General features: G+C 45.4%; 28 protein-coding genes and 1 pseudogene. 20 read left to right on the top strand and 9 right to left on the bottom strand.

The features are described from left to right. Positions 1-19: 19 nt before the first annotated feature. The 4 genes from ACO0K2_RS17975 to ACO0K2_RS17960 form a co-directional block, all read right to left on the bottom strand. The gene (locus tag ACO0K2_RS17975; protein ID WP_423021389.1) at positions 20-1633 is read right to left on the bottom strand and encodes a YqaJ viral recombinase family protein; all 1614 of its coding nucleotides are present in this window, start codon (positions 1631-1633) and stop codon (positions 20-22) included. Positions 1634-1648: 15 nt separating this feature from the next. Continuing rightward, positions 1649-2641, bottom strand: coding sequence for a hypothetical protein (locus ACO0K2_RS17970; protein WP_423021387.1), 993 nt, complete (start codon positions 2639-2641; stop codon positions 1649-1651). A gap of 460 nt (positions 2642-3101) precedes the next feature. After that, the gene (locus ACO0K2_RS17965) at positions 3102-3650 is read right to left on the bottom strand and encodes a hypothetical protein (protein ID WP_423021385.1); all 549 of its coding nucleotides are present in this window, start codon (positions 3648-3650) and stop codon (positions 3102-3104) included. A 32-nt stretch (positions 3651-3682) separates the two neighbouring features. Beyond that, the gene (locus ACO0K2_RS17960; RefSeq protein ID WP_423021383.1) at positions 3683-4063 is read right to left on the bottom strand and encodes a hypothetical protein; all 381 of its coding nucleotides are present in this window, start codon (positions 4061-4063) and stop codon (positions 3683-3685) included. 297 nt (positions 4064-4360) lie between these two features. On the opposite strand from ACO0K2_RS17960, the pseudogene ACO0K2_RS17955 reads away from it, so the two are divergent. From ACO0K2_RS17955 to ACO0K2_RS17935, 5 genes and pseudogenes are all read left to right on the top strand, one after another. Continuing rightward, positions 4361-4432, top strand: a pseudogene (locus ACO0K2_RS17955) (zinc-ribbon domain-containing protein); the annotation flags it as partial. A gap of 114 nt (positions 4433-4546) precedes the next feature. Continuing rightward, a complete protein-coding gene (locus ACO0K2_RS17950) occupies positions 4547-4747 on the top strand; it encodes a hypothetical protein (protein ID WP_423021518.1) in 201 nt (66 codons plus the stop codon). After that, complete coding sequence (locus ACO0K2_RS17945; protein WP_423021381.1) at positions 4744-5235, top strand: hypothetical protein; 492 nt, start codon at positions 4744-4746, stop codon at positions 5233-5235. The genes ACO0K2_RS17950 and ACO0K2_RS17945 overlap by 4 nt, the downstream gene beginning before the upstream one ends. 53 nt (positions 5236-5288) lie before the next feature. Continuing rightward, positions 5289-6083 (top strand): tetratricopeptide repeat protein, encoded by a 795-nt coding sequence (locus ACO0K2_RS17940; protein WP_423021379.1) that lies wholly within the window; start codon positions 5289-5291, stop codon positions 6081-6083. After that, positions 6080-6472, top strand: a complete 393-nt coding sequence (locus ACO0K2_RS17935; protein ID WP_423021377.1) for a hypothetical protein — start codon at positions 6080-6082, stop codon at positions 6470-6472. Before ACO0K2_RS17940 ends, ACO0K2_RS17935 begins: the two co-directional genes overlap by 4 nt. 38 nt (positions 6473-6510) lie before the next feature. Here ACO0K2_RS17935 and ACO0K2_RS17930 read toward each other — a convergent pair whose 3' ends face one another. The 3 genes from ACO0K2_RS17930 to ACO0K2_RS17920 all read right to left on the bottom strand — a co-directional run bounded on the left by ACO0K2_RS17930 (position 6511) and on the right by ACO0K2_RS17920 (position 8774). Beyond that, complete coding sequence (locus tag ACO0K2_RS17930) at positions 6511-7464, bottom strand: LysR family transcriptional regulator (protein WP_423021375.1); 954 nt, start codon at positions 7462-7464, stop codon at positions 6511-6513. A gap of 343 nt (positions 7465-7807) precedes the next feature. Further along, positions 7808-8170 (bottom strand): helix-turn-helix domain-containing protein, encoded by a 363-nt coding sequence (locus ACO0K2_RS17925; protein ID WP_423021373.1) that lies wholly within the window; start codon positions 8168-8170, stop codon positions 7808-7810. 76 nt (positions 8171-8246) lie between these two features. Beyond that, positions 8247-8774 (bottom strand): helix-turn-helix domain-containing protein, encoded by a 528-nt coding sequence (locus ACO0K2_RS17920; RefSeq protein WP_423021371.1) that lies wholly within the window; start codon positions 8772-8774, stop codon positions 8247-8249. Positions 8775-9445: 671 nt separating this feature from the next. Between ACO0K2_RS17920 and ACO0K2_RS17915 the strand changes: the two genes are divergently transcribed. The 12 genes from ACO0K2_RS17915 (at position 9446) to ACO0K2_RS17860 (ending at position 15390) form a co-directional block, all read left to right on the top strand. Then, positions 9446-9628 (top strand): hypothetical protein, encoded by a 183-nt coding sequence (locus tag ACO0K2_RS17915; RefSeq protein ID WP_423021369.1) that lies wholly within the window; start codon positions 9446-9448, stop codon positions 9626-9628. Positions 9629-9821: 193 nt separating this feature from the next. Next, positions 9822-10226 carry a recombination protein NinB gene (locus ACO0K2_RS17910; RefSeq protein ID WP_423021367.1) on the top strand — a complete coding sequence of 135 codons (405 nt, stop codon included), beginning with the start codon at positions 9822-9824 and terminating at the stop codon, positions 10224-10226. Further along, on the top strand, positions 10223-10531 hold the full coding sequence (locus tag ACO0K2_RS17905; RefSeq protein ID WP_423021365.1) for a Ref family recombination enhancement nuclease: 309 nt from the start codon (positions 10223-10225) through the stop codon (positions 10529-10531). Before ACO0K2_RS17910 ends, ACO0K2_RS17905 begins: the two co-directional genes overlap by 4 nt. Then, positions 10528-10899 (top strand): RusA family crossover junction endodeoxyribonuclease, encoded by a 372-nt coding sequence (locus ACO0K2_RS17900; RefSeq protein WP_423021363.1) that lies wholly within the window; start codon positions 10528-10530, stop codon positions 10897-10899. The genes ACO0K2_RS17905 and ACO0K2_RS17900 overlap by 4 nt, the downstream gene beginning before the upstream one ends. Before the next feature lie 76 nt (positions 10900-10975). After that, positions 10976-11740, top strand: a complete 765-nt coding sequence (locus tag ACO0K2_RS17895; RefSeq protein ID WP_423021361.1) for a DNA methyltransferase — start codon at positions 10976-10978, stop codon at positions 11738-11740. Further along, on the top strand, positions 11737-11904 hold the full coding sequence (locus ACO0K2_RS17890; RefSeq protein ID WP_423021359.1) for a hypothetical protein: 168 nt from the start codon (positions 11737-11739) through the stop codon (positions 11902-11904). The genes ACO0K2_RS17895 and ACO0K2_RS17890 overlap by 4 nt, the downstream gene beginning before the upstream one ends. Further along, positions 11901-12632 (top strand): phage antirepressor KilAC domain-containing protein, encoded by a 732-nt coding sequence (locus ACO0K2_RS17885; RefSeq protein WP_423021357.1) that lies wholly within the window; start codon positions 11901-11903, stop codon positions 12630-12632. The genes ACO0K2_RS17890 and ACO0K2_RS17885 overlap by 4 nt, the downstream gene beginning before the upstream one ends. 34 nt (positions 12633-12666) lie before the next feature. Continuing rightward, the gene (locus tag ACO0K2_RS17880) at positions 12667-13428 is read left to right on the top strand and encodes a YdaU family protein (RefSeq protein ID WP_423021355.1); all 762 of its coding nucleotides are present in this window, start codon (positions 12667-12669) and stop codon (positions 13426-13428) included. 34 nt (positions 13429-13462) lie between these two features. Continuing rightward, entirely contained in the window at positions 13463-14200 is a 738-nt protein-coding gene (locus ACO0K2_RS17875) for an ATP-binding protein (RefSeq protein WP_423021353.1), read from the top strand. 190 nt (positions 14201-14390) lie between these two features. After that, the gene (locus ACO0K2_RS17870) at positions 14391-14672 is read left to right on the top strand and encodes a hypothetical protein (RefSeq protein ID WP_423021351.1); all 282 of its coding nucleotides are present in this window, start codon (positions 14391-14393) and stop codon (positions 14670-14672) included. 165 nt (positions 14673-14837) lie between these two features. Next, positions 14838-15011, top strand: a complete 174-nt coding sequence (locus ACO0K2_RS17865) for a hypothetical protein (protein ID WP_423021349.1) — start codon at positions 14838-14840, stop codon at positions 15009-15011. A 1-nt stretch (position 15012) separates the two neighbouring features. Continuing rightward, positions 15013-15390, top strand: coding sequence for a hypothetical protein (locus ACO0K2_RS17860; protein ID WP_423021347.1), 378 nt, complete (start codon positions 15013-15015; stop codon positions 15388-15390). A 378-nt stretch (positions 15391-15768) separates the two neighbouring features. Here the strand turns inward: ACO0K2_RS17860 and ACO0K2_RS17855 are convergent, their stop codons facing one another. Then, positions 15769-16188, bottom strand: a complete 420-nt coding sequence (locus tag ACO0K2_RS17855; RefSeq protein WP_423021345.1) for a type II toxin-antitoxin system HicB family antitoxin — start codon at positions 16186-16188, stop codon at positions 15769-15771. A gap of 92 nt (positions 16189-16280) precedes the next feature. Next, the gene (locus tag ACO0K2_RS17850) at positions 16281-16460 is read right to left on the bottom strand and encodes a type II toxin-antitoxin system HicA family toxin (RefSeq protein WP_423021343.1); all 180 of its coding nucleotides are present in this window, start codon (positions 16458-16460) and stop codon (positions 16281-16283) included. Between the two features lie 238 nt (positions 16461-16698). On the opposite strand from ACO0K2_RS17850, the gene ACO0K2_RS17845 reads away from it, so the two are divergent. The 3 genes from ACO0K2_RS17845 to terL all read left to right on the top strand — a co-directional run bounded on the left by ACO0K2_RS17845 (position 16699) and on the right by terL (position 19541). After that, positions 16699-17214 (top strand): KilA-N domain-containing protein, encoded by a 516-nt coding sequence (locus tag ACO0K2_RS17845; protein ID WP_423021341.1) that lies wholly within the window; start codon positions 16699-16701, stop codon positions 17212-17214. Positions 17215-17421: 207 nt separating this feature from the next. After that, positions 17422-18147 carry a terminase small subunit gene (locus tag ACO0K2_RS17840; RefSeq protein ID WP_423021339.1) on the top strand — a complete coding sequence of 242 codons (726 nt, stop codon included), beginning with the start codon at positions 17422-17424 and terminating at the stop codon, positions 18145-18147. Positions 18148-18149: 2 nt separating this feature from the next. Then, entirely contained in the window at positions 18150-19541 is a 1392-nt protein-coding gene (gene terL / locus ACO0K2_RS17835; RefSeq protein ID WP_423021337.1) for a phage terminase large subunit, read from the top strand. Position 19542: the final 1 nt, after the last annotated feature.

Below are 19542 nucleotides of genomic sequence, written 5' to 3'. Positions count from 1 at the left end.
TCGTGGTTTGTAAAATTGATTACGCTGCTTGCTGGTGGTTACGTGCGCCCTCGATATGAGCAATCAGCGTTGAACAAATATTTGTCCAGTCGCTTTCGCGGTAGAGAGTTGCGCCACGTTCACGGGCTGCAGGTTCAAAGCCGATGCCCCGGAGGAAGTCAGCAGTTAGAGCAAAGCCAAGACGTGCGCCGATCTTGCCCAGGGTGAGGGTAGGGACTTCGTTTTTAGCTTCGGCAATGTTCACTACCTCAGCGGCGGCGAATTTGACTGGCTGAACTGGCAGAGCAGGTGCTTCTTGCTTGGCTTGCTCAAGGCCCGTTTGATCCGCCGAAAGTTTTTCTGCTGCAAGTCGTTGCGCTTCGGCTTCTTTGTAGCGAGTAATGCGCAAATCAATCAAAGCCTTGAAGTCGTCTTCTTGCTTAAATATAATTTGTTGCAAATCGTTGAATAGAAAATCAAAATCGACAGTGTTTAATTTGAACCAGGCTAATTTCTTGCGAACGTCAGCAGCGATGCTATCGGCTGAAATTTTTGCGTTTGCCAAGGTCGTATCAACTGCCTCATGTAGTGATGCCAAAGTGCGTTTGTTTTTCATTGCAGCGGCAAAGTCAGGCTGCGTCAGATTTAATCGAATAGGCGCTGTTTCCTGCTCAAGGCTTGTCATATGCTCATGAAAACGTTCGCGGCCATTCATTAAAATTTCAGTCTTAATCTGTTCTTTTTTATTTTTGACGATAGCCGTCAGATCAAGGCGCTTGCGGCGCAATTGCTCTTTGATGTTGTCAACTGTACGCATTAATTCATCGATGCTAGATGTTTGTGCAATTGCCGCCGATTTCGCTAACTCAAGAGAACTCTCGGCTTTCTCGCAGAACTTGATCGTTTCTTCCGCATTAGCAAAATCTTCATCGGTAGTTGGGTCTGTTTTGATCGATGCGATGAAGAGTTCAGCTTTATTTTTGAACTCAGGCAAATTACTCAGCACAACTTCGCCACGAATTTGAACAGCCAGAGCAGGAAGTGCCATTATTGCTTCCGCTTGTGGCTTAACAGGCAGATCACGCGGAATGAAGTCGATTAAGTCTTTTTCAAACTGAATCCAGCCATTCAGGATACGTTCGAACCAGGACACATTAGGATAGATGTACATATGGACCATATTTTCTTCCGTTCCGTCTGAAACGACGAAGATTAGTCTTTTGGCGCGCGTCACCATTAAAACCTGTTGACATTGCGGCATGTACTCTTCAGGCAGGATGCCGTTTTTTACTGACTCTGCTAGCTCTCGATTCCACTGCTTATGCTCGAATGCTTCAGCCTCAGACATTGTTAAGCCATCGCATGATGCGGACATGCTGCCTTCAGAGCAGGTAACTGGATATAAATCATCCCCAATGATTTTTTCAACGATTGGACGAGCCAATGCCTCGACCTCGTGACCATGATCAAGAATGTTTTCCTGAACCCATTCGCTAAACTCTTTTGCTGTTCCGGTCGCTTTCATATGCAACAGTTCGTTGCGTTTTACTTTAGTGGAAAGCCCCAGCATGGCAGCGGCTTCACTTGCACCCCAATGATTGGCGCGGAACTCGTGCCACTCTTGAGTGCCTTGAATAAGTTCATGTATTTGCATGATGATTCCTTTGAATTAGTCGTTTTCGTGCGCCCAACTGTCGATCGTCAACTTCTGATTTTCAGTAAGCTTCGTTTTTGTTTCGATCATGGAAATCAGCGCTTTTACAGTCTTATTGCCGCCAATGATCTGATCGCGCCAATCCGCCTTTTTCTTGTTGAATTCTTCTTCAGTGCAAGTAGGAATGACTTTTGGCTCCGCTTTTGTGGCTGGTGCGGACTCTTGCCCTTGTTCGATTTCAAACCAATCCGAAGGAAGGCTCATTTCGTCGCTCAGGCTTGCATAAATGCGACGCAAAGAGACGACTTGAGCTGGTTGAATCGTGTCAAGACGGCGCTGGATACGTTTCTCAATCATTTCTTTGGTAACTTGGAATTCACTAAATTTGTCCAACATTCGTTGCATTGCTTCAGGACTTGTATCTGCGGTAGTCTTTAAAGTCACCGCAGCCTGATCCATAGCTGCGTCGACAACATCGCCAGGAATAAGGGCAAGAATGCATGCACGTGTCCGGCGTTGCGCTTGGTTAGCAATTAATTCATAGATGTCGCGTTCGTCAGTCAGCTTGTAGCCACCTTTTTTCGTGTCACGCCAGTGACGGACGATGAATTGCATAGGACGACGGGTTCGGTTTTCTAAATCAGTGCAGAATGACTCAACCTCGCTGAATGGAACACCGTCCGCACCTACACCTCTTGAAAGTTCACGGAAACCAAATTCAAGATTGCCCCATTGTTGAGCAATTGCTTCTGCTGCGCGAATACTTGGTCCGCAAATATCTGTGCCGCCACGCGCAAACTGATACTGCGCTTTTTCTGCCAGCGAAGGGCGAGTGAACGCATTCAGAATTTTGTCCATGTTGGCAACCACATTGCGAGGGAAGTGCTGCGCCATCATGTACTTGGATTGTGTCTCAGCCATTTCTCGATGCATGTTTTGCTTCGCTCCGGCTGTATCTGCAACCATTGTGCCTGGGCGACCAAATGGTGAACTGACTAAATCATTCATTTCCAACTCCGTTAAATAGTGTTCTTTGCCAGCTTCATTGCCGTGCGCCAGCTAAACCCGCGCTTCCGATACCAGATCAAATCCCGAATGAATTTCATTTGATCGGCGCTCCCCATTTTATAGTCAAGAAGAGGGCGTTTTTCACTGAGAAACCGGATGATCTCCAGTGCTTGTATGCTGCTAGCGGTTTGCGTCGTGTCATTTCAATCTCCAGTTTTTCGGCAATCAACAATCACTTCAAAGCTTCTGATCACATCGGTTTCTCCAGTAGTTCAATTCACCACAGTTAGCCAGCCTCACCTTTAAGATTAATTGGGTGTGAGTTGAAGGATGGCAAAGCTAGCTAACTGTGGTCTCTCACTTAAAAACTACGCTGGCAGAGAGTTACCAGCCGGATTTGACGGACACCGGAGTCGGAACAAGGCAGTTGTGAAGACTCCCCGTTCAAGGCGAGATCGAATTAAGTTTTTAAACTGAGCGCACTTGAATTTTCAACAATCAACGCGGTCAATTTGTCAGCAACCTGTGTCTTAATTTTTTCGGTAACTAAATGTTCGATATTTTTATGAACTTCAGTTGCGTGTTTTGTGACGTGTGCATCAACGAGCTTTTCAATATTTTTAAAGGCCATGAACTCAAACATTGAATATTTCGCGCCATATCCGTTAGCTGCACTACCATTTTCATTGAGAGTTTTTCGCGTTAATGCCGAATCAATAATTTCAATCAACTTTGATTCAAGGCTAAAATCTGCTTTCAATACACGTCCGTTTTCATCGGTTACAACGCGCTTCTCAAGCATTAATTCGGCAACGCGATTACTTACTTCTTTTGTTGCCGTTTCAAGAACCGCTGTTTCGATGCGCTGTTTAGCGCTTTCAATGATCATTTTTTGAAGATTGCCAGTAACATTTTTTTCAACATTACTGATGATTTGACGCTTTACCTCTTCGTCAATTGAGTTATCTTCTTCAATCCAATCAAGATCAATTTCAACGTTAAATTTCATGACTGCTCCAAGTAAAACCACTTAAAAAATAATTAAAAATCTTCTTCAGGAATAAAATTTTCGACGTTGCGCTCGGCTTTGCGCTTAATTGAATCGTCAAAAAGTCTTTTCATTACTCGCATCAATCCCGCTTCGTCATTCATTAACACGGCCTTAGCCATCATCGCTTCAGGAGGCTCGTTAGATGTCTCATTAATATTTCCCGTTGCATCGCAAAACAGATCAATGAGTAACTCTTGTGATTGAGCCCAAACTGTCGACGAGACTTTTAAGTCATAATTTGCAAACACAACGGCAGCAGAGCTATATTTCTGCGTGAGATCGTTTATTTCATCCACAACCGCACGCTCAAACATCAGCGCAATCGTGTCCTCGTCTTTTTTCCTCAAATGCGATGGCAATGTAAAAGTCATTTCAGCTCCAATCATTTAAAAAAAACAAAAACAAACTAGTTGTTGCTGCTGTTCGTTCTTTGTTTTGCTGCGATGGAGTAATAATATCCCGTAAATGGGATATATGCAATCCCGAAAATGGGATTTAGTAAAAAAACTATATATTCCTTAGTAATTAAGAATTTTGAATTTGCTTTTATTCGGAATAAGTCAATCAGGGCGGGGCTTTTATGTGTGATATACGCATTTTGTTTACATTGATGTAAACAATAGATAGCGTGATAATTGATTAAAGATTAATTAACTGATAGGTGCGCTATGGCTTTACAAAAGTGCCACGAATGTGGAAATGATGTTAGTTCGGAAGCTAAGAGTTGTCCGAAATGCGGTGCTGCCGTTAAATCCAAGTCAAATTCATTTAAGGCGGTTGTCACAGTCTTAATATTTGCTTGCTTTATTGCGTACTTCTATGGGGGAGGAGTAGAGAAAGACGCATCGAGGCAAATGGCAAATATTGAAGCAACGGTTGCTCAAGACGCTATCAAGCAGTACCAAATCGCCAAACGTAATGGCTCTCCCGCTGACGCTTGCGCATACGCCACCATGGTCTCTGCGGCCTTTCTTCAGGCTAAAGACGAGGCGTCGTACAAGCAATGGAAGGATGTTGAAAAATCCGATTGCGCAGCTGCTGGAGTTCCGCAGTGAAAATAAAGTGCTTATTATTTCTCGCTGTAGCTCCACTTCTTGCACTCGCAGGCGATCTACCAGATCCGCGACTAACGCCAGGATCGATCAATCCAGATGTAACTCAGGAGAACATCCAGCAGACCGTGTGCGTAAAGGGCTACACGAAGACGATCAGGCCACCAGCAAGTTATACGAACCGGATAAAAAAGAGCCAGATTCGGCAGTACGGCTACGCGGATACGAACCCGAAAGACTATGAGGAAGATCATCTGATCGCGCTATCGATTGGCGGCAATCCTACGGACCCGGCTAATCTCTGGCCACAGCCGCGCAAGAGTGAGTGGGGCGCCGACAAGAAAGATCAGCTTGAGTTCGTACTGTACAAGAGGGTCTGCGCAGGGGAGGTCAGCTTACAGGATGCGCAGCACGACATGGCTATGGACTGGATTAACGCCTGGAAGAAGTATGTATCAGGCAGCAATATAAAATTTCGGAGTGTTAATTAAGATTGGTGTATTGTTAACATTGGAATGAATCAGTTTATCTCGAGCGTTTATATATGATACAAATAAAACCAAAATTAAAAATTGAAAATCTTGTGCCTGAGATTTTGGAGATGTTTCAAAATCGAGTGCTTAATGAAATAAAAATTCAACGACATCGATCATCCGTATTAAAATTAATCAAGGATAGCGCTCCCGATCAAGCTTCTAATTATGTTGCCTTGGGTGTTCTGGACGCATTGCAAAACAAGAAAGACAATGCATACAAAAACCTTGAAAATGCAATATCACTCTCGCCGAGAGAGCATAGAGTCAGGTTGGTCTATTCGGATGTTTGCTCAAAATTTGGAGACTCCAGAAGGGCTATGGAATTAATTATGGAGTGCAGCCCCGCAAGCACAGGACAGAAGACTTTGCTTGAATGTGCTATCATTCGATGCAATCTCGCAGCACATCACTCATTATCTCTTGAGTTGATTCAGCAATACCAAGCAATCACAGTCAATGAACCTCATCATTTTAAACCAGCTATGATCGAACAACTTAAGCTAGTTCGAGAGCGCATTCAATCTTCTGGATACAGTGAAGAGGATATGTTGTTGCGTCTTGAGGTTGCAGTGGATGCGGTTTCCTCTGAATACGTCGTTGAGCAAACAAGTAAGCTTATATTGCGAAACGGGACATATATTCATCAAATCTATATTGATGCTGATGTCGATGTTTGTGCCGAAATGAATTTCAAAATTGCCGACGCAATCGTGGAGAAATTTCCAAGCGACGCCTCTGACATTGCTACATTTATGTGTAGACCTATCGCTTTTTTGGATAATTTGCAAAAGGTGATGCAATGAGCGTAACGCATCAAGATTTTGATAAATTCTCGCAGTCCGTTTCTAGCAGTAACGCTGAGTTTGATTGGCGAAATGCATGCTCTAGATCCTATTACGGCGCTTATCATTTAGCACTGAGCTACGCGCACATCTGTCCAGATCAGAATTTTAATTTCAAAATGGGATCTCATGAGCGTCTCAGCGAAAGATTTAAATCACATAAATCAATCAAAGCCAGATCTATAGCGACAATGTTGGAATGTATGAAAAAATATAGGCATATGGCAGATTACGAGATAGCTGACGGTTTCGATAGGAATTTTGTGTTAGAGCAGAACGCCACCTACAAGCGACTGGTTCAAAAACTCGATGAGTTGGCGCAATCTGAAAGTCAAGCCAAAGCAGTCTAAAAAATAAAAAAGACCCGCTTCGGCGGGTTTTTTGTTGTCTAAGCACTTCGCCCCTTCGTTGTTTTAAATTTCCTATGACGCTCACGTATTAGCCCGATGAACTGCGTTGCAAGCTGAGATGTGTTTGCGGGATCTGGAGTAACCAGGTAAAGGTCACGCTTCGCCCACTCTTCATTCAGAGTCACGATTTTAATTGACTGTGATAGCTGCGAGCTGTCACCGACGATCAAGTGTTCACGCTCAAACCTTCGGGCTACGCTCTCGAAGATAATTCCAACAGCCAGATCATTGTGAGCAATGATGTTCGCCTGCAGGTCAAAGTTACTGACTATCATCGCGTAATTCAGAACTAAATCTTGTTTTTTTGACATTGCCAAAAGCAGCGAAGATATTTGCCGACCTTCATGCGTCCCGATTAGTTTATATTTGGCAACCTCAGCGAGTGTTGCGCTCGCTTGGTGTGCTAATGGGTGTGAAATCGGAGCGAAGATACATAGCCGATCGGATCTGTATTTATGGAACGTGATACCGTGAATCTTGGATTTTTCCGGCACAATTCCAACATCAGCATCATTTTCTTGAATTTTTTTTAAAATTTCCGTCATTGAACCGCTATTTACAGTGATGAAAATATCGGGATTTCTGTCTCTTAAAATTTCCAATACTTGCGGAACATCTGAAAACATGATAGACGAATTACCAATAATTCTTAGGTAATTCTTTCCTTTTTTGATCAGCTCAATGTCTCTTTGAAAGTCGTCGTGCTCCTTCAGCACCGCGCTTGCCATCGCTAAAAATCTTTTTCCAGCCGCAGTGAGACCAAATTTACCACGCCGATAAATCACCGGAAGCCCAATGATTGTCTCGACCTTCTTTACTCTACGCGAGACGGTGCTGTCCTCAACGCCAAGCTTAGTGGCGGCAGCAGACATGCTTACGCTGGCGTCTAGCGCCTGCACTAAATAGAGATCGTCAATATCAAATTTGATCATTTCGCACATTCTCGTTGAATGCGCCAATATTGATCTATGGCAATAAATGTTGAAATGAAGAAATATTATTTTTAACAATTGTTGTATTTTAAGTTGCGCAATCGTCATCTAGAGATGCGCGTTGCGCAATGGCATTTCACAAAAATTAACGTATATTAGTAATTCGGATAGACATTGCTGCAACTAATTGAATAAGGACGTTGTATGGAAGTTGATACTGATCTAAAGCACCAAGAGGAAATACTTTTGAGGGATTTTCGATTGATGAACAGCAAGGGGAGGGAGTTTGTGGCTGGCTACGCAGCGAGCATGAAAATGAAGTTTCCAGCGAAACAGGGGAATATTATTCCTCTATCGGACCATCGCAAGGAGAAGTTTGCATAGCGACTTCTGCCGCTGTAAATATGGACAACTTGCCATCGGAGTCACACTGTCGGTACATGCTCAAAAGCTTTGCCTCTGTGCTCGTAATGTAAGCGAGTGCAACACTAATTTTTTCCGGTTCCTCGCCGGATACCAACCATTCGACTGACACTTTACAAGCCCTCGCAAGACTGTACAACGAGAGGACGTCAGGATGCTTAGCACGCCCACTGAGAATTCGATTTGTCGTTGATTGGGAAATGCCCGCAGCTCTTGCCATCTCGCTTTGATCGCGAAACCCAGCAGCGTGCATTGCCATATCTAATCGTGTTGAAATATCCATGCGCGAATTATGCATTTGCGCATATTTATTGCATATCGGTTATTCAGTTTAGCGTACTTTATGCTTTATTGCATAGCTATCCTGTTTTTCTGCCTGCGGAAGCATCACTGTTTTGTGTTGAATTTCTTACAATTTCAAGAGCGGATTCCAATGACGCCCGAATATCTGGATTTTTCACTCGAGCAATAGCGATATCAATATCCTGATCGCCATTGTCAATAATTCTCTTATTTAAAGAATATTGCGCCATCGCGTCTTCTACCGCATACCGCGCCCGCACTTTTCCCTGATCATCTGTTTTTAGCATCAAAGAGACGACAGTTTCAATTTCTGGGTGATGCGCTGGACGCTCTTGAATCGCCCCTTTCGTAATCAAGCTCGTCACCGACACATTAAATGCATCAGCAAGCGCTTCTAGGTTGGATATTGATGTAGAAACCTGATTCTTGCTAATTCTTTCTACGGTGCCCTTCCCAATTCCAGATCGCTTTGCGACTTTTTCATACGTGTTAAGCGTGCTGCTGCCTGCCATTAACTGGCTCAGATTTTCCGCGAGTATTTCGCCGATTAGTTGCTTATTTTCCATATCAGCACTATGAATCATAATAAATCCCATTTGTGGGCTTGTGCAAATCCCACTTATGGGATATTATCAAGCCATGAATACTCAAAATGAATCTAGAACAGCTTTCGTCGTGCGCAGATTGCGATCCGCAATGCCTAGCGCGTGGCAACGTATCGCCGATGAGTCAAAGGTTCCTTATAAGACCATTTACAAAATCGCATACCGATCAACCAAAGATCCACGCGAAAGCACGATTGAAAAACTTTATAGCTATTTCATGACCATCAAGGAGTAACACCCATGTGATCCCAAATCATTTCCATTCAACAAAACAATTTTTAAACGCTCCTGCAACACATTTTAAGGACGAAGAAATCATGAAAACTGGACACGACGTAATTGTAAAAAGCTATTTAGATGCAGACCTTTTTCTGGCAATGGAAGCATTGCGAACAAAGCGCCATGCATCCCAATCCGGATTGATCCGCGATTTATTAATCCGTGAGATTGAACTTGATTCAAAGCCATGTCCGCTTCCCGCCTTATCGCGACATGTTGATCATAGTCGATCAAGCATAAACAGAAACAGACCTAGAGTGGCACGGAAACGGGCCCAAGAGTTGCCAGCACGAAGCCGACCGCCCATCGCTTTTCATACGAGGCAATGAATCAGGCTGGGGTAGTTAACATTAACCAAGAGAAGGGTAGCAATGGAACGTAATGAAGAAAATTTAATTCAGTTCGCTGCGCTGCAAGCCAAAAATGTAACAGAAAAAAAGCGCAGCGTAATTGAGCTTAAGCGCCAATTAAAAGAAGCGGAAAGTGAACTTGTAATTGCGGAAAATATCATGTTCGCGGCAGTAGATCGCGTTAAGTCAGGGTGCCAGCCATGACATATTTTACATCACCCGCTGTCGTAGCCTCGCAGCACATCAAAAACCAAAAACTCCACATTACGCACGTGATATCCGCGACACGTTCGTGCCATGGACATCGTTGTAATGGTCGCCGCCGTTCGATTGCGCAGTTTTATGATCAGGACGGCAATCCGACCGAATCGCTTTGCAAGCTTTGCCGAGGTGTCAAATGATAAAAACGTTTGTCCTCGCGCACGATATTGCACGTTCCCGAGCTATCGAAGCGGTTAAGGCTGCTCCTCATGGCTTTGCGGTTCAAATTAAAGAACCAAATCGCTCTCTCGATCAAAACGCGGCGCAGTGGCCTATCCTGCAAGCATTTGCCTCCCAACTGTTGTGGCCTGTCAACGGGCAGATGGTCAAAATGTCCGACGAAGAATGGAAGGACGTTTTGTCCGCTGCATTCAAACGTGAGAGTGCTCGTATCGCCACGGGTATTGATGGTGGCGTGGTTATGCTCGGAAAAAGAACAAGCAAATTCACCAAGAAAGAATTTAGTGAATGGCTTGAGTTTCTTCATGCAATCGCCGCTGATCGTGGTGTCGTTGTTTATCCTGACGAGAGGGCCGCATGAAAGGCTCAACTCCAACAAAAGCAGAAAAGTTGCTGTGGTCGCAAATGGCTGCACTGGGCTGCATCGCTTGCGCACAGGACGGAATCAAAAACACGCATGTGTCCATTCATCATATCGATGGTCGCACAAAGCCTGGCGCACATAAAAAAGTACTTCCGTTATGCGCTCCACACCATCAACAAGATGACACCGACCCGATGCAACGTGTCGCCGTTCATCCGAACAAGGCCAGATTTGAACAGCAATACGGCACTCAGATCGAGCTTTTGCATCAGGTAATGCTCTTGATCGGGAGTGCAGCATGATTTCTTTTACGCTGCCATTCCCGCCGACCATTAATCACTACTACGGCATACGTGGCAAATCCCGCTTTATTCGTCCAGCTGGCGTGAAGTTTCGCGCTGTTGTGGCTGAGATTGTCGCTCAAGCCGGGCATAAAACGCTTGAGGGAAATGTAGGCGTCTTTATTCGCATATTCCCGCCAGATCGCCGCAAACGTGATCTTGACAACTTGTTAAAGGCATTGCAGGACTCTTTAACGCATGCCGGAGTTTGGCTTGATGACAGCCAGATTCAGGATCTACATATCGTCAGCGATGTAGTCATCAAAGGCGGTCAGACAAAAATAGTAATTACTGATTTAAAAGCAAAAAGCCCACTGCGCGAACAGTGAGCTTCTCTAACCACGTACTAAAGGAGTAGGAAATGGCTTGTCGAATTATAGGGCAAAAACAAATTGAGGTGAAATTATGACCCCAATCATTATTGGAAATGCAACGCTTTTTCACGCCGATTGCATGGATTTGATGCACCAATATCCTGATGGGCACTTTGATCTGGCTATTGTTGATCCTCCCTACGGAATCAATGCGCCAAGTATGAGCATGGGTCAAAATCTAAATCGCAATGATGGATTTTCCAGGGGTGAATCCACTGCAGTAAAGGCTAAAAAAGGTCGCCTCAATTCTGGTTCTGGAAAATTAAAAAATCGCCTTCTCAATACTTCAGATATTGATTGGGATGATGAGGTTCCACCCCCAGAGTATTTTGCAGAATTGTTCAGAGTATCAAAAAACCAAATTATTTTTGGTGGGAACTACTTTGATCTTCCTCCGACTCGCTGCGTAGTGTGCTGGGATAAATGCCAGCCATGGGAAAACTTTTCTCAATGGGAAATGGCATGGACTTCATTTGATAGGCCAGCGGCGCTGTTTTCATACTCAAACACTGGGGGCGCAAATAGCGAAACAAAAATTCATCCTACGCAGAAGCCTATCAAGCTTTACGAATGGGTATTAATGAAGTTTGCCAAGGATGGCGATTTGATTCTTGATACTCACCTCGGAAGCGGATCGATAGCGGTTGCTGCAAATAATCTTGGCTTTGAAATAGTAGCTAGCGAACTAAAGCAAAGCTATTTTGAGAATGCTGTTAAGCGCATTGATTCAGCATCTAAACAAACTAGCTTCCTTGTATCGCATCCTATTTCCCAAATTCAGGAGGTATTGTTATGACCCGCCGAAAAGCTCTCACGCGCGACCAAGTAAAGCAAATCCGCGCAGATCACGCAAGTCAACGCGGTCAAGGCTATTCATCACTGGCGAAGCGCTTTAACGTTGGTACGTCCACCATTCGCGATGTTGTTAAGTATTACACCTATGCAGGAGTGGGGCGATGACGACATCAATCATCACTCAAGACATGCTTACAATGAACAGTCGTGAGATTGCGGAACTGGTTGATTCCCGGCATGACCACGTTAAAACATCAATCGAGCGATTAGCAAAAACAACCTACAGCGAAGACGGAACTGTAAAAAGAAAAGCGGTAATCGGTATTCCCGCAATGGAGGAATACCTCGACACACTGGGGAGGAGGGCCACTCAGTATCGAATATGCAAGCGAGATACGTTCATCATTGTCGCTCAGCTTTGCCCTGAATTTACAGCTCGCCTGGTTGACCGATGGCAGGAACTCGAAGCCCGTCAATATCCCGCATTGCCTGATTTTACAAATCCAGCTATCGCCGCGCGCGCCTGGGCTGATCAGGTTGAGGAAAAACAGGTTATAGCCGCTCAGCTCGCCGCAGCAGCCCCAGCCGTCGAGTTCGTTGAAAAGTACGTCGATTCAACGGGCCTGAAATCATTCCGTCAGGTTTGCAAGCTTCTGAACGTCAAAGAAAATGACTTCAGAGCCTTCCTCATGGCTCGCAACATCATGTATCGCCTCGGTGGTGAATGGGTTCCCTATGCGTGTCACATCGACGCTGGTCGCTTCGTCGTCAAAGCTGGCACTTCTGAATCTGGCCATGCATTCAATAGCGCGAAATTCACAGCTAAGGGTGTCGAGTGGGTTGCGGGAGAGTATGCGAAATTTCAGATTCGTGATTGTGAGGTGGCGGCATGAATTCATATTTTATTAGTCGCGGGGATTTTCACTGATGCATTACTACGAACACAATATCGGTGATTACCGCAGAGATACAGGGCATCTGAGTCTTTTGGAGCATGGTATTTATCGCAGCCTAATTGACACATATTACCTGACGCAGCAGCCGCTTTGCTCGGACATTGCAAAGCTTATGCGGGCGCATTGCGTTCGCACTGCGGACGAACAAAAAGCGCTTGAAAACGTGCTTTCTGACTTCTTTGTTCTCACTGATCGCGGCTATGAGCACAGGCGCTGTGAGGCTGTTATTGCCGAATATGCAGAGAAATCAGCCAAATCCAAGAAGGCAGCAGAGGCTAGATGGGCTAAAAACAGCACAAACGATGCAGAAAGCATGCAGACGCAATGCGAACGCATACCGGACGCAATGCCAACCATAAACCATAAACCAATAACCATAAACCATAAACCATTAAAAACAACTACTAGCGCCGAAGCGCAAAAATTTGATTTTGCAAAATCCGTTATCGAACTCGGCGCAGATCCCAAAACCGTATCGGACTGGATGAAGGTTCGAAAAGCGAAGAAGGGCGCGAATACGGAAACCGCGCTTGCTGGCTTTGTCCGTGAAGCCGCCGCCTCGGGACTGAGTGTTGCCGACGCCGTTTTGCTCTGTGCAGAACGCAGTTGGGTGGGTATCAATGCCGACTGGCTCAAGCCGAAATCCCAAGCATCCCCCGTCAAGTCCTCAACGCATGTTGGCTTTGACAAAATCGATTACAGGGCAGGGGTGAATCATGACGGAAGTTTCTGAAAGCAACGTTTTTCAAAGAATCGGTGGGTTGGTCATGCCAAGCGAAATGCGCGTTTGCGGTTCCCATGGCGAATTTAAGGCTCACCAGTTCAGATCGCATTGGTCGGGCTGCCCAAAATGCCTCGAAGAAATCGATTTAAGGCACCGCCAAGCCGAAATCGAACGATTTGAGATGGAGCGTAAGGATCGTATGTGGAAATCGATTCTAGGGCGTTCTGCGATACCTGAGCGATTTTCGGAAAAGACCTTGGAAAACTATTTTCCGAAAACTGAGGGCGCAGAAAGTGCGCTTCAGATTTGCAGGGAATATGCCGCGAACTTTGAGGGAATTTTAAAAATCGGTCGTTCATTGATTCTTTGTGGTGGTGTCGGCACAGGTAAAACGCACCTGGCGGTCGGCATTGCAAACGCAATCATGAAGGAGGGAAAGCAGCCTGTTTTTAGCTCTGTATCGAAGGCCATTCGAAAAATCAAAGAAACCTACGCTCGGGACTCTGTAAAAACTGAGGACGAAGCGATTCAAGATTTTATCAAGCCTGACCTTTTGATTCTGGATGAAGTCGGCGTTCAGTTTGGTAGCGAAACGGAAAAGATGTATCTGTTCGAGATCATCAACGGACGTTACGAATTGCTTAAGCCTACGATTCTGATTAGCAACTTGGGCAGGGCTGAGTTGGAAAAATTCATTGGCACCCGCGTGATCGATAGGCTGCGAGAAGGTGGTGGTCGGATGGTTGTTTTTGATTGGGGCTCTTACCGGAGGGAGGCATGAAATGCGCCCACTGCACCCATTTGGACATAGACCAGCACCCAAGGCATTTCAAAGTTGGATTGGCACTATGCACCGGAGTTAAGCAGATCAGAGCTCGATTCGTATCGATCAGAAAAGACTCAGATTGTACCAAGTTTAAGCAAGTTGACGCGGCGGTTATTGAAAAACGGAGACAGAAATGGAGAAGCAAATGAACGTAGAAACTCAAGAAATTGATGAAAAGAAGGCATGCACGTGTTTGTTTCTCGCCGAAGACTTGACCGCGATTGTCGCCAGTCAATCAGAAGAAATAGCAATATTAAAAGAAATTAGTGTTAGGCAGGTAGAGATTATTTTTAAAAACAATCGGCTACTTGAGGACAAGGACGATCTAATTGAGCGCATGAAAGATTTAATGAAAAGCAAAGACGATCTGATCGAACGATTGAATATCGACCTCGCAGCGGAGAGGGGGAAATTACATGGTTTTTGAATCGGGACGGTATCGAGATCCGCTAGACCAAATGATCAGGCAGGAGGAAAAGACCTGTAAGGGCTGCCGGAATGAAGGGTGGGTTGAGGTAGGTGAGAGGCGGATTAAGGTCTGCAAACTTAACAAGAAATATGGGCGACGTTGTAAAAATTACGAGGAGCGGGAATGATTAAATATTTTAATATTTTTGTTGTGGTGCTACTGGTTTTGATTGGCGTCTTGGATTTCATGCTTTACGTAGTGAATGCAAAGCCCCCGACTTCTAGCTGGTTTTTTGAGAGCTTCTTGGCATTTTTGGGAGCATTGTTTTATTGGGCATTTATTGTGAAAGGGGAGTGACGTGAAAAGAGATATCCCAATCCATTACCACCAAACAACGCCGCTTGATATTTGCCTCGATCTCTGGGTTCAATGGTTACGCCGTGATGATAATGTGGGGTCAATGGGATTTAAGGGGCGCGATTCAATTTTGCGCGCTGATACCACTAAAAACTCAGAACAGCTTTACGATTCGCAAGACATGGAAACAGCTGAAGCCGTGGATGCGTGCGTAAGCAGTTTGAAGGCGCAGTATGCTTGGGCGATCAAGAAGCGCTGCAACGTTGCAAGCGTCTGGAAGTTTCCGCAATTAAACTTTTCTGACGTGCTGCCCGAAGCGGAAAGGGAGCTCGAAAAAAAGTTAAAAAATAACCTTGCAACTTGGTCTTATTTTACGTAATATAGTCGTCAGCCGGACTTCGCACGTCCAAACAAAAGCCCTAGACTAAAAATCCGGGGCTTTTTTACGTTTACACTCAATTTTTCGTGAGGCGCTTATGAAGTAATTCATTCCGTAATCTCACTCCCTGTCTGACACGTTCAGGCCGTCAAAAGGTCGGGCTTAGGCGCGGGCGTTTCGCGCATAGCATGGGTCTGGCAAACCCTTAATCGAGTCAATTAGCCTGATAAATGCGCAAGAGGATGAATTCCAGCCATAATCAGCTCAAATGGCTCCGGACGCTGTAACCGGAATTAATGCGCATGATGATTGCTCCGCTGATTCGTTGGCGGTAATCGACTTGCAAGTAGCAATCATCAGTCGTATTAAACTTTGCCGTTAAGCCAAAGAGACCGATAAATGCTTCCCGAGCGCCTGCGCAGCTTGTTCCACGAACTCCAATTTAGACGAATGGTGAATATCAAAAAGCCTATCAATCTGCGGCATGTGTACGTTTAATTTGCGCGCAAGATCTGACTTTCGGAGATTCTGAGAAAGCATTTCGTTCCAGACTAGAACTTTTGCGGAATCAAGCGCAGGAAGTGCAACGGTTTTTTGATTCTTCGCTGCCTTCGATGGCATCGGCACTGGACGTCTTTCATCGAAATAAATCTCTAGTGCGGTTTCTAGCGCATCAATGGCATTGATTAATGCCTCACTTTCGTCGTCGCCCACTGAGTTGGCTTCTGGAAAGTCTGGAAAGCTCACTAAAAGAGAGCCGTTAGTGTCCTGCGTTAAAGTTACTGGGTAGTTCAACATATATTGTCCTTAAAGTCATGATGCAAGTATTGCTTCCTGCTGGATATTTACGATACTTCGAAGTTCCCTAGAAAACCCCTTTCGGGGCTTCCTTATTTCAATCCAAGGTCTTTCTTAATTTTCTCTACTAGCCCCGTTCCTATTTCTTTTGCTCCGTGATCGGGGAAGACTGTAGATTTTCCATTAAGAGTTACCTTGTGATGGCTGCCTTTTCCGGGGGTGATTGAAGCACCTTGTTTAAGCAGCCACCTTCGGAACTCGCTGTATTTCATAAACCTCCTAATGTTTGTTGGTGTGAAAGTATTATGCAACAAATATGTTGTGTTAGCAAGGATTGATTGCAACAAATATGTTGTTTTTTGATTGTTTGATTATCGCCTCGCTATGCGGGGCTTTTTTATTTCATGACACGCTTAAATTGGCAGACGCCGAGCCGCAAGGTGCGAGTTTTGAGCTTTCAATGCAGGGCGATCTCTTAATTGGGGTCGCCCTTTTTTATTGGAGCTTCCGATGGATTCAATCGTTGTTTCAAATATTTTGGTCAAGCAAGATAAAAACGGTCGATTTTGCCTGAATGACTTACACCGAGCTGCAATGGGGCAAGGTAAAGCTACAAAATCGCATCGCCCTGGGTCATTCCTCAAGCGACCTGAAACAATTGCTTTGATTAACGCAATCAAAAAGAGATGCACTGCTGAGTGCATCACTCCAGTATTAACGGTCAAAGGTAACAAATCTGGCATCGAGCAAGGAACGTTTGTCTCGAAAACATTGGTTTATGCCTATGCCATGTGGATTGATGCAGATTTTCACTTGGATGTTATCGAGGCTTTTGATTCTTCCCATGAAGCACAAAAAAACCTTTGGCAGCAGATGCAAGCGCTGATCACCAAGGAAGTTAGCTCTCAGGTTCGTGCGTCGTTCGGGTCAAAACTCATGCTTAGCCGGAAGAAAGAAATTCCAAGACTCAAGAGCGAGCGCGATTTGATTGAGTCGAAGATTCAGCCAAGCTTATTGACGCACTAATCCTTTTTAGTTTCAAACGCGAAGGAGGTGATCTATCTGACCCGCTCAATAAGCGGAGACTAGAAGATGCTCGTTCGAATTTGCCCCGCCATGTGCGGGTTTTTTTACTTCTGCCGATTGATAAAAGACCATGATTGGGAACTGCCAAGGCGGGACAGTCAGCAGAAGTAATGAATAACCGTTTTCGCCATGGAGGGCGAGTGCCCTATGGGAAATAATCTTAATAAAAAGCAAAATGAATTCGTAAAGCAATATTTAATTGATTTGAACGGAACCCAAGCAGCAATCAGGGCTGGATATAGTGCCAATACTGCAAACGAGCAGTCATCGAGACTGTTAGCAAATGTTAATGTTCAAAGGGCCATTCAGGTTGCAATGCAAGAGCGGTCTGAGCGCACGAATATTACCGCTGATCAAGTCTTGAAGCTTTGGTGGGAGACTGCGACCCTTGACGTTAATCAGTTGATTGAGTATCGCCGAACTAATTGCCGCCACTGCTGGGGCATTGATCATCAATATCAGTGGGATGAGTCTGAATACCTAGAGGCCGTGAATGATGCTGAGTCCAAGGGTAAAAATCCTCCTAATTGCATTGGTGGGCTTGGCTTTGCGCAAAACGCTGACGCAAATCCAGATTGTCCGAAATGCTTTGGTGAGGGGCGAGGGCATATTCATGTTCACGATACCCGCAAGCTAAGAGGCGCAGCAAGACGCGCTTATGCTGGGGTCCAGATGTCGAAAGAGGGGCTTAAGGTGAATGTTGCGGATCGAGACAAAGCTTTAGAAAATGTTGCGCGACATCTTGGGATGTTCAACGACAAAGTATCGCTAACCATTCCGCAGGGCGTGAGCGTCTCCGCGACTTCAGCCATGGATCCTGGGCAAATGGAAGAACTTAGAAAGGCAATTAAGGATATTGCAGACAAGGTTTAGTTATGTCGCAATTTACTGCAGCCGAATTAGAGGCGGCAAAAATTTCTGCGCGCGAAGATTTTTATTTCTTCTGTCGCTGGATGTTTTTGCGTCAACGTAAGTATCAATGGATGAGGGCGCCGCATCACAAGATTATTTGCGATGCCCTTATGAGAGTGTTTAACGGGGAGATTAAGAGATTAATCGTCAACATTCCCCCTCGCTACTCAAAAACACAGATCGCTGTTGTCTACTTCATTGCTTGGGCGCTAGGGAAGGCGCCCGACTCCGAGTTTATTCACACTTGCTATTCAAGCGTTCTAGCCTCGAACAACTCGGGGCAAATTCGAGAAATTGTCCGCTCAGTCGAGTATCAAGAAATATTTCCACGTGTGGCTTTGCGTGACGATTCCCAAGCCAAAAATGAATGGAGAACTACTGACGGCGGCGTCATGTACGCGGTCGGCTCTGGGGGCACCATCACAGGCTTTGGTGCGGGCAAAGTGCGCAAGGGATTTGGCGGTGCAATTGTCATTGATGACCCGCACAAAGCCGACGAAGCGCGTTCTGATGTAGTTCGGTCTAGTGTTATTGAGTGGTTTCAAAATACACTTGAATCTCGCTGCAATAGTCCGCATACGCCGATCATCTGCATTATGCAGCGGTTGCATGAAAAAGATCTGGCCGGATGGCTGGCAGATGGTGGTAACGGCGAGGAGTGGGAGGTAATTAAACTTCCCGCGCTACGAGAAGACGGTACGGCTTTATGGCCTGAGAAGCATTCCGTTGAGCGTCTTAAGCAGATGCAGAGGGCAAGTCCATACACGTTTGCTGGACAATATCAACAAGAGCCAAGCCCGGGTGAGGGTAATATTTTTAGACCGGACAGCATCCCGATCATTAATGCCATCCCGCACGGCACAACTTTTGTTCGTGGCTGGGACTTGGCGGCAACGGTACCTGTGCCTGGTAAAGATCCAGATTATACGGTCGGCTTTAAGATTGGGAAGTTGCTCGATGGGCGCTTTGTTATTGCTGACATTGTTCGGCTGCGAGGTTTGCCGCACGAGGTCGAGGCAGCTATTTTAAACACTGCTTGTCGCGATGGTTTTGACGTAAAGATCAGTTTGCCGCAAGACCCCGGACAGGCAGGAAAATCTCAGGTTGCATCTTTTGCTCGTTTGCTAGCTGGTTTTAACTTCGGATCTTCACCGGAGTCTGGTGACAAGGTCACACGAGCGGAGTCGTTTGCAGCTCAATGCAACGTTGGCAACGTCTTGATGTTAAAAGCGCCTTGGAATGATGAATTAATAAGCGAAATGCGAGTCTTCCCGAACGGCGCTCATGATGATCAGGTTGATAGTGGTTCACGAGCGTTTAATGAAGCGGCAGGCGGCGCACAATGGGCATTCTAGG

The sequence above is a fragment of the Undibacterium sp. MH2W genome (assembly GCF_049340215.1).
Taxonomy (GTDB): Bacteria; Pseudomonadota; Gammaproteobacteria; order Burkholderiales; family Burkholderiaceae_D; genus Undibacterium.
Note: the sequence above shows the minus strand (reverse complement) of the source record. Positions and strands in the feature narration are given on the sequence as shown.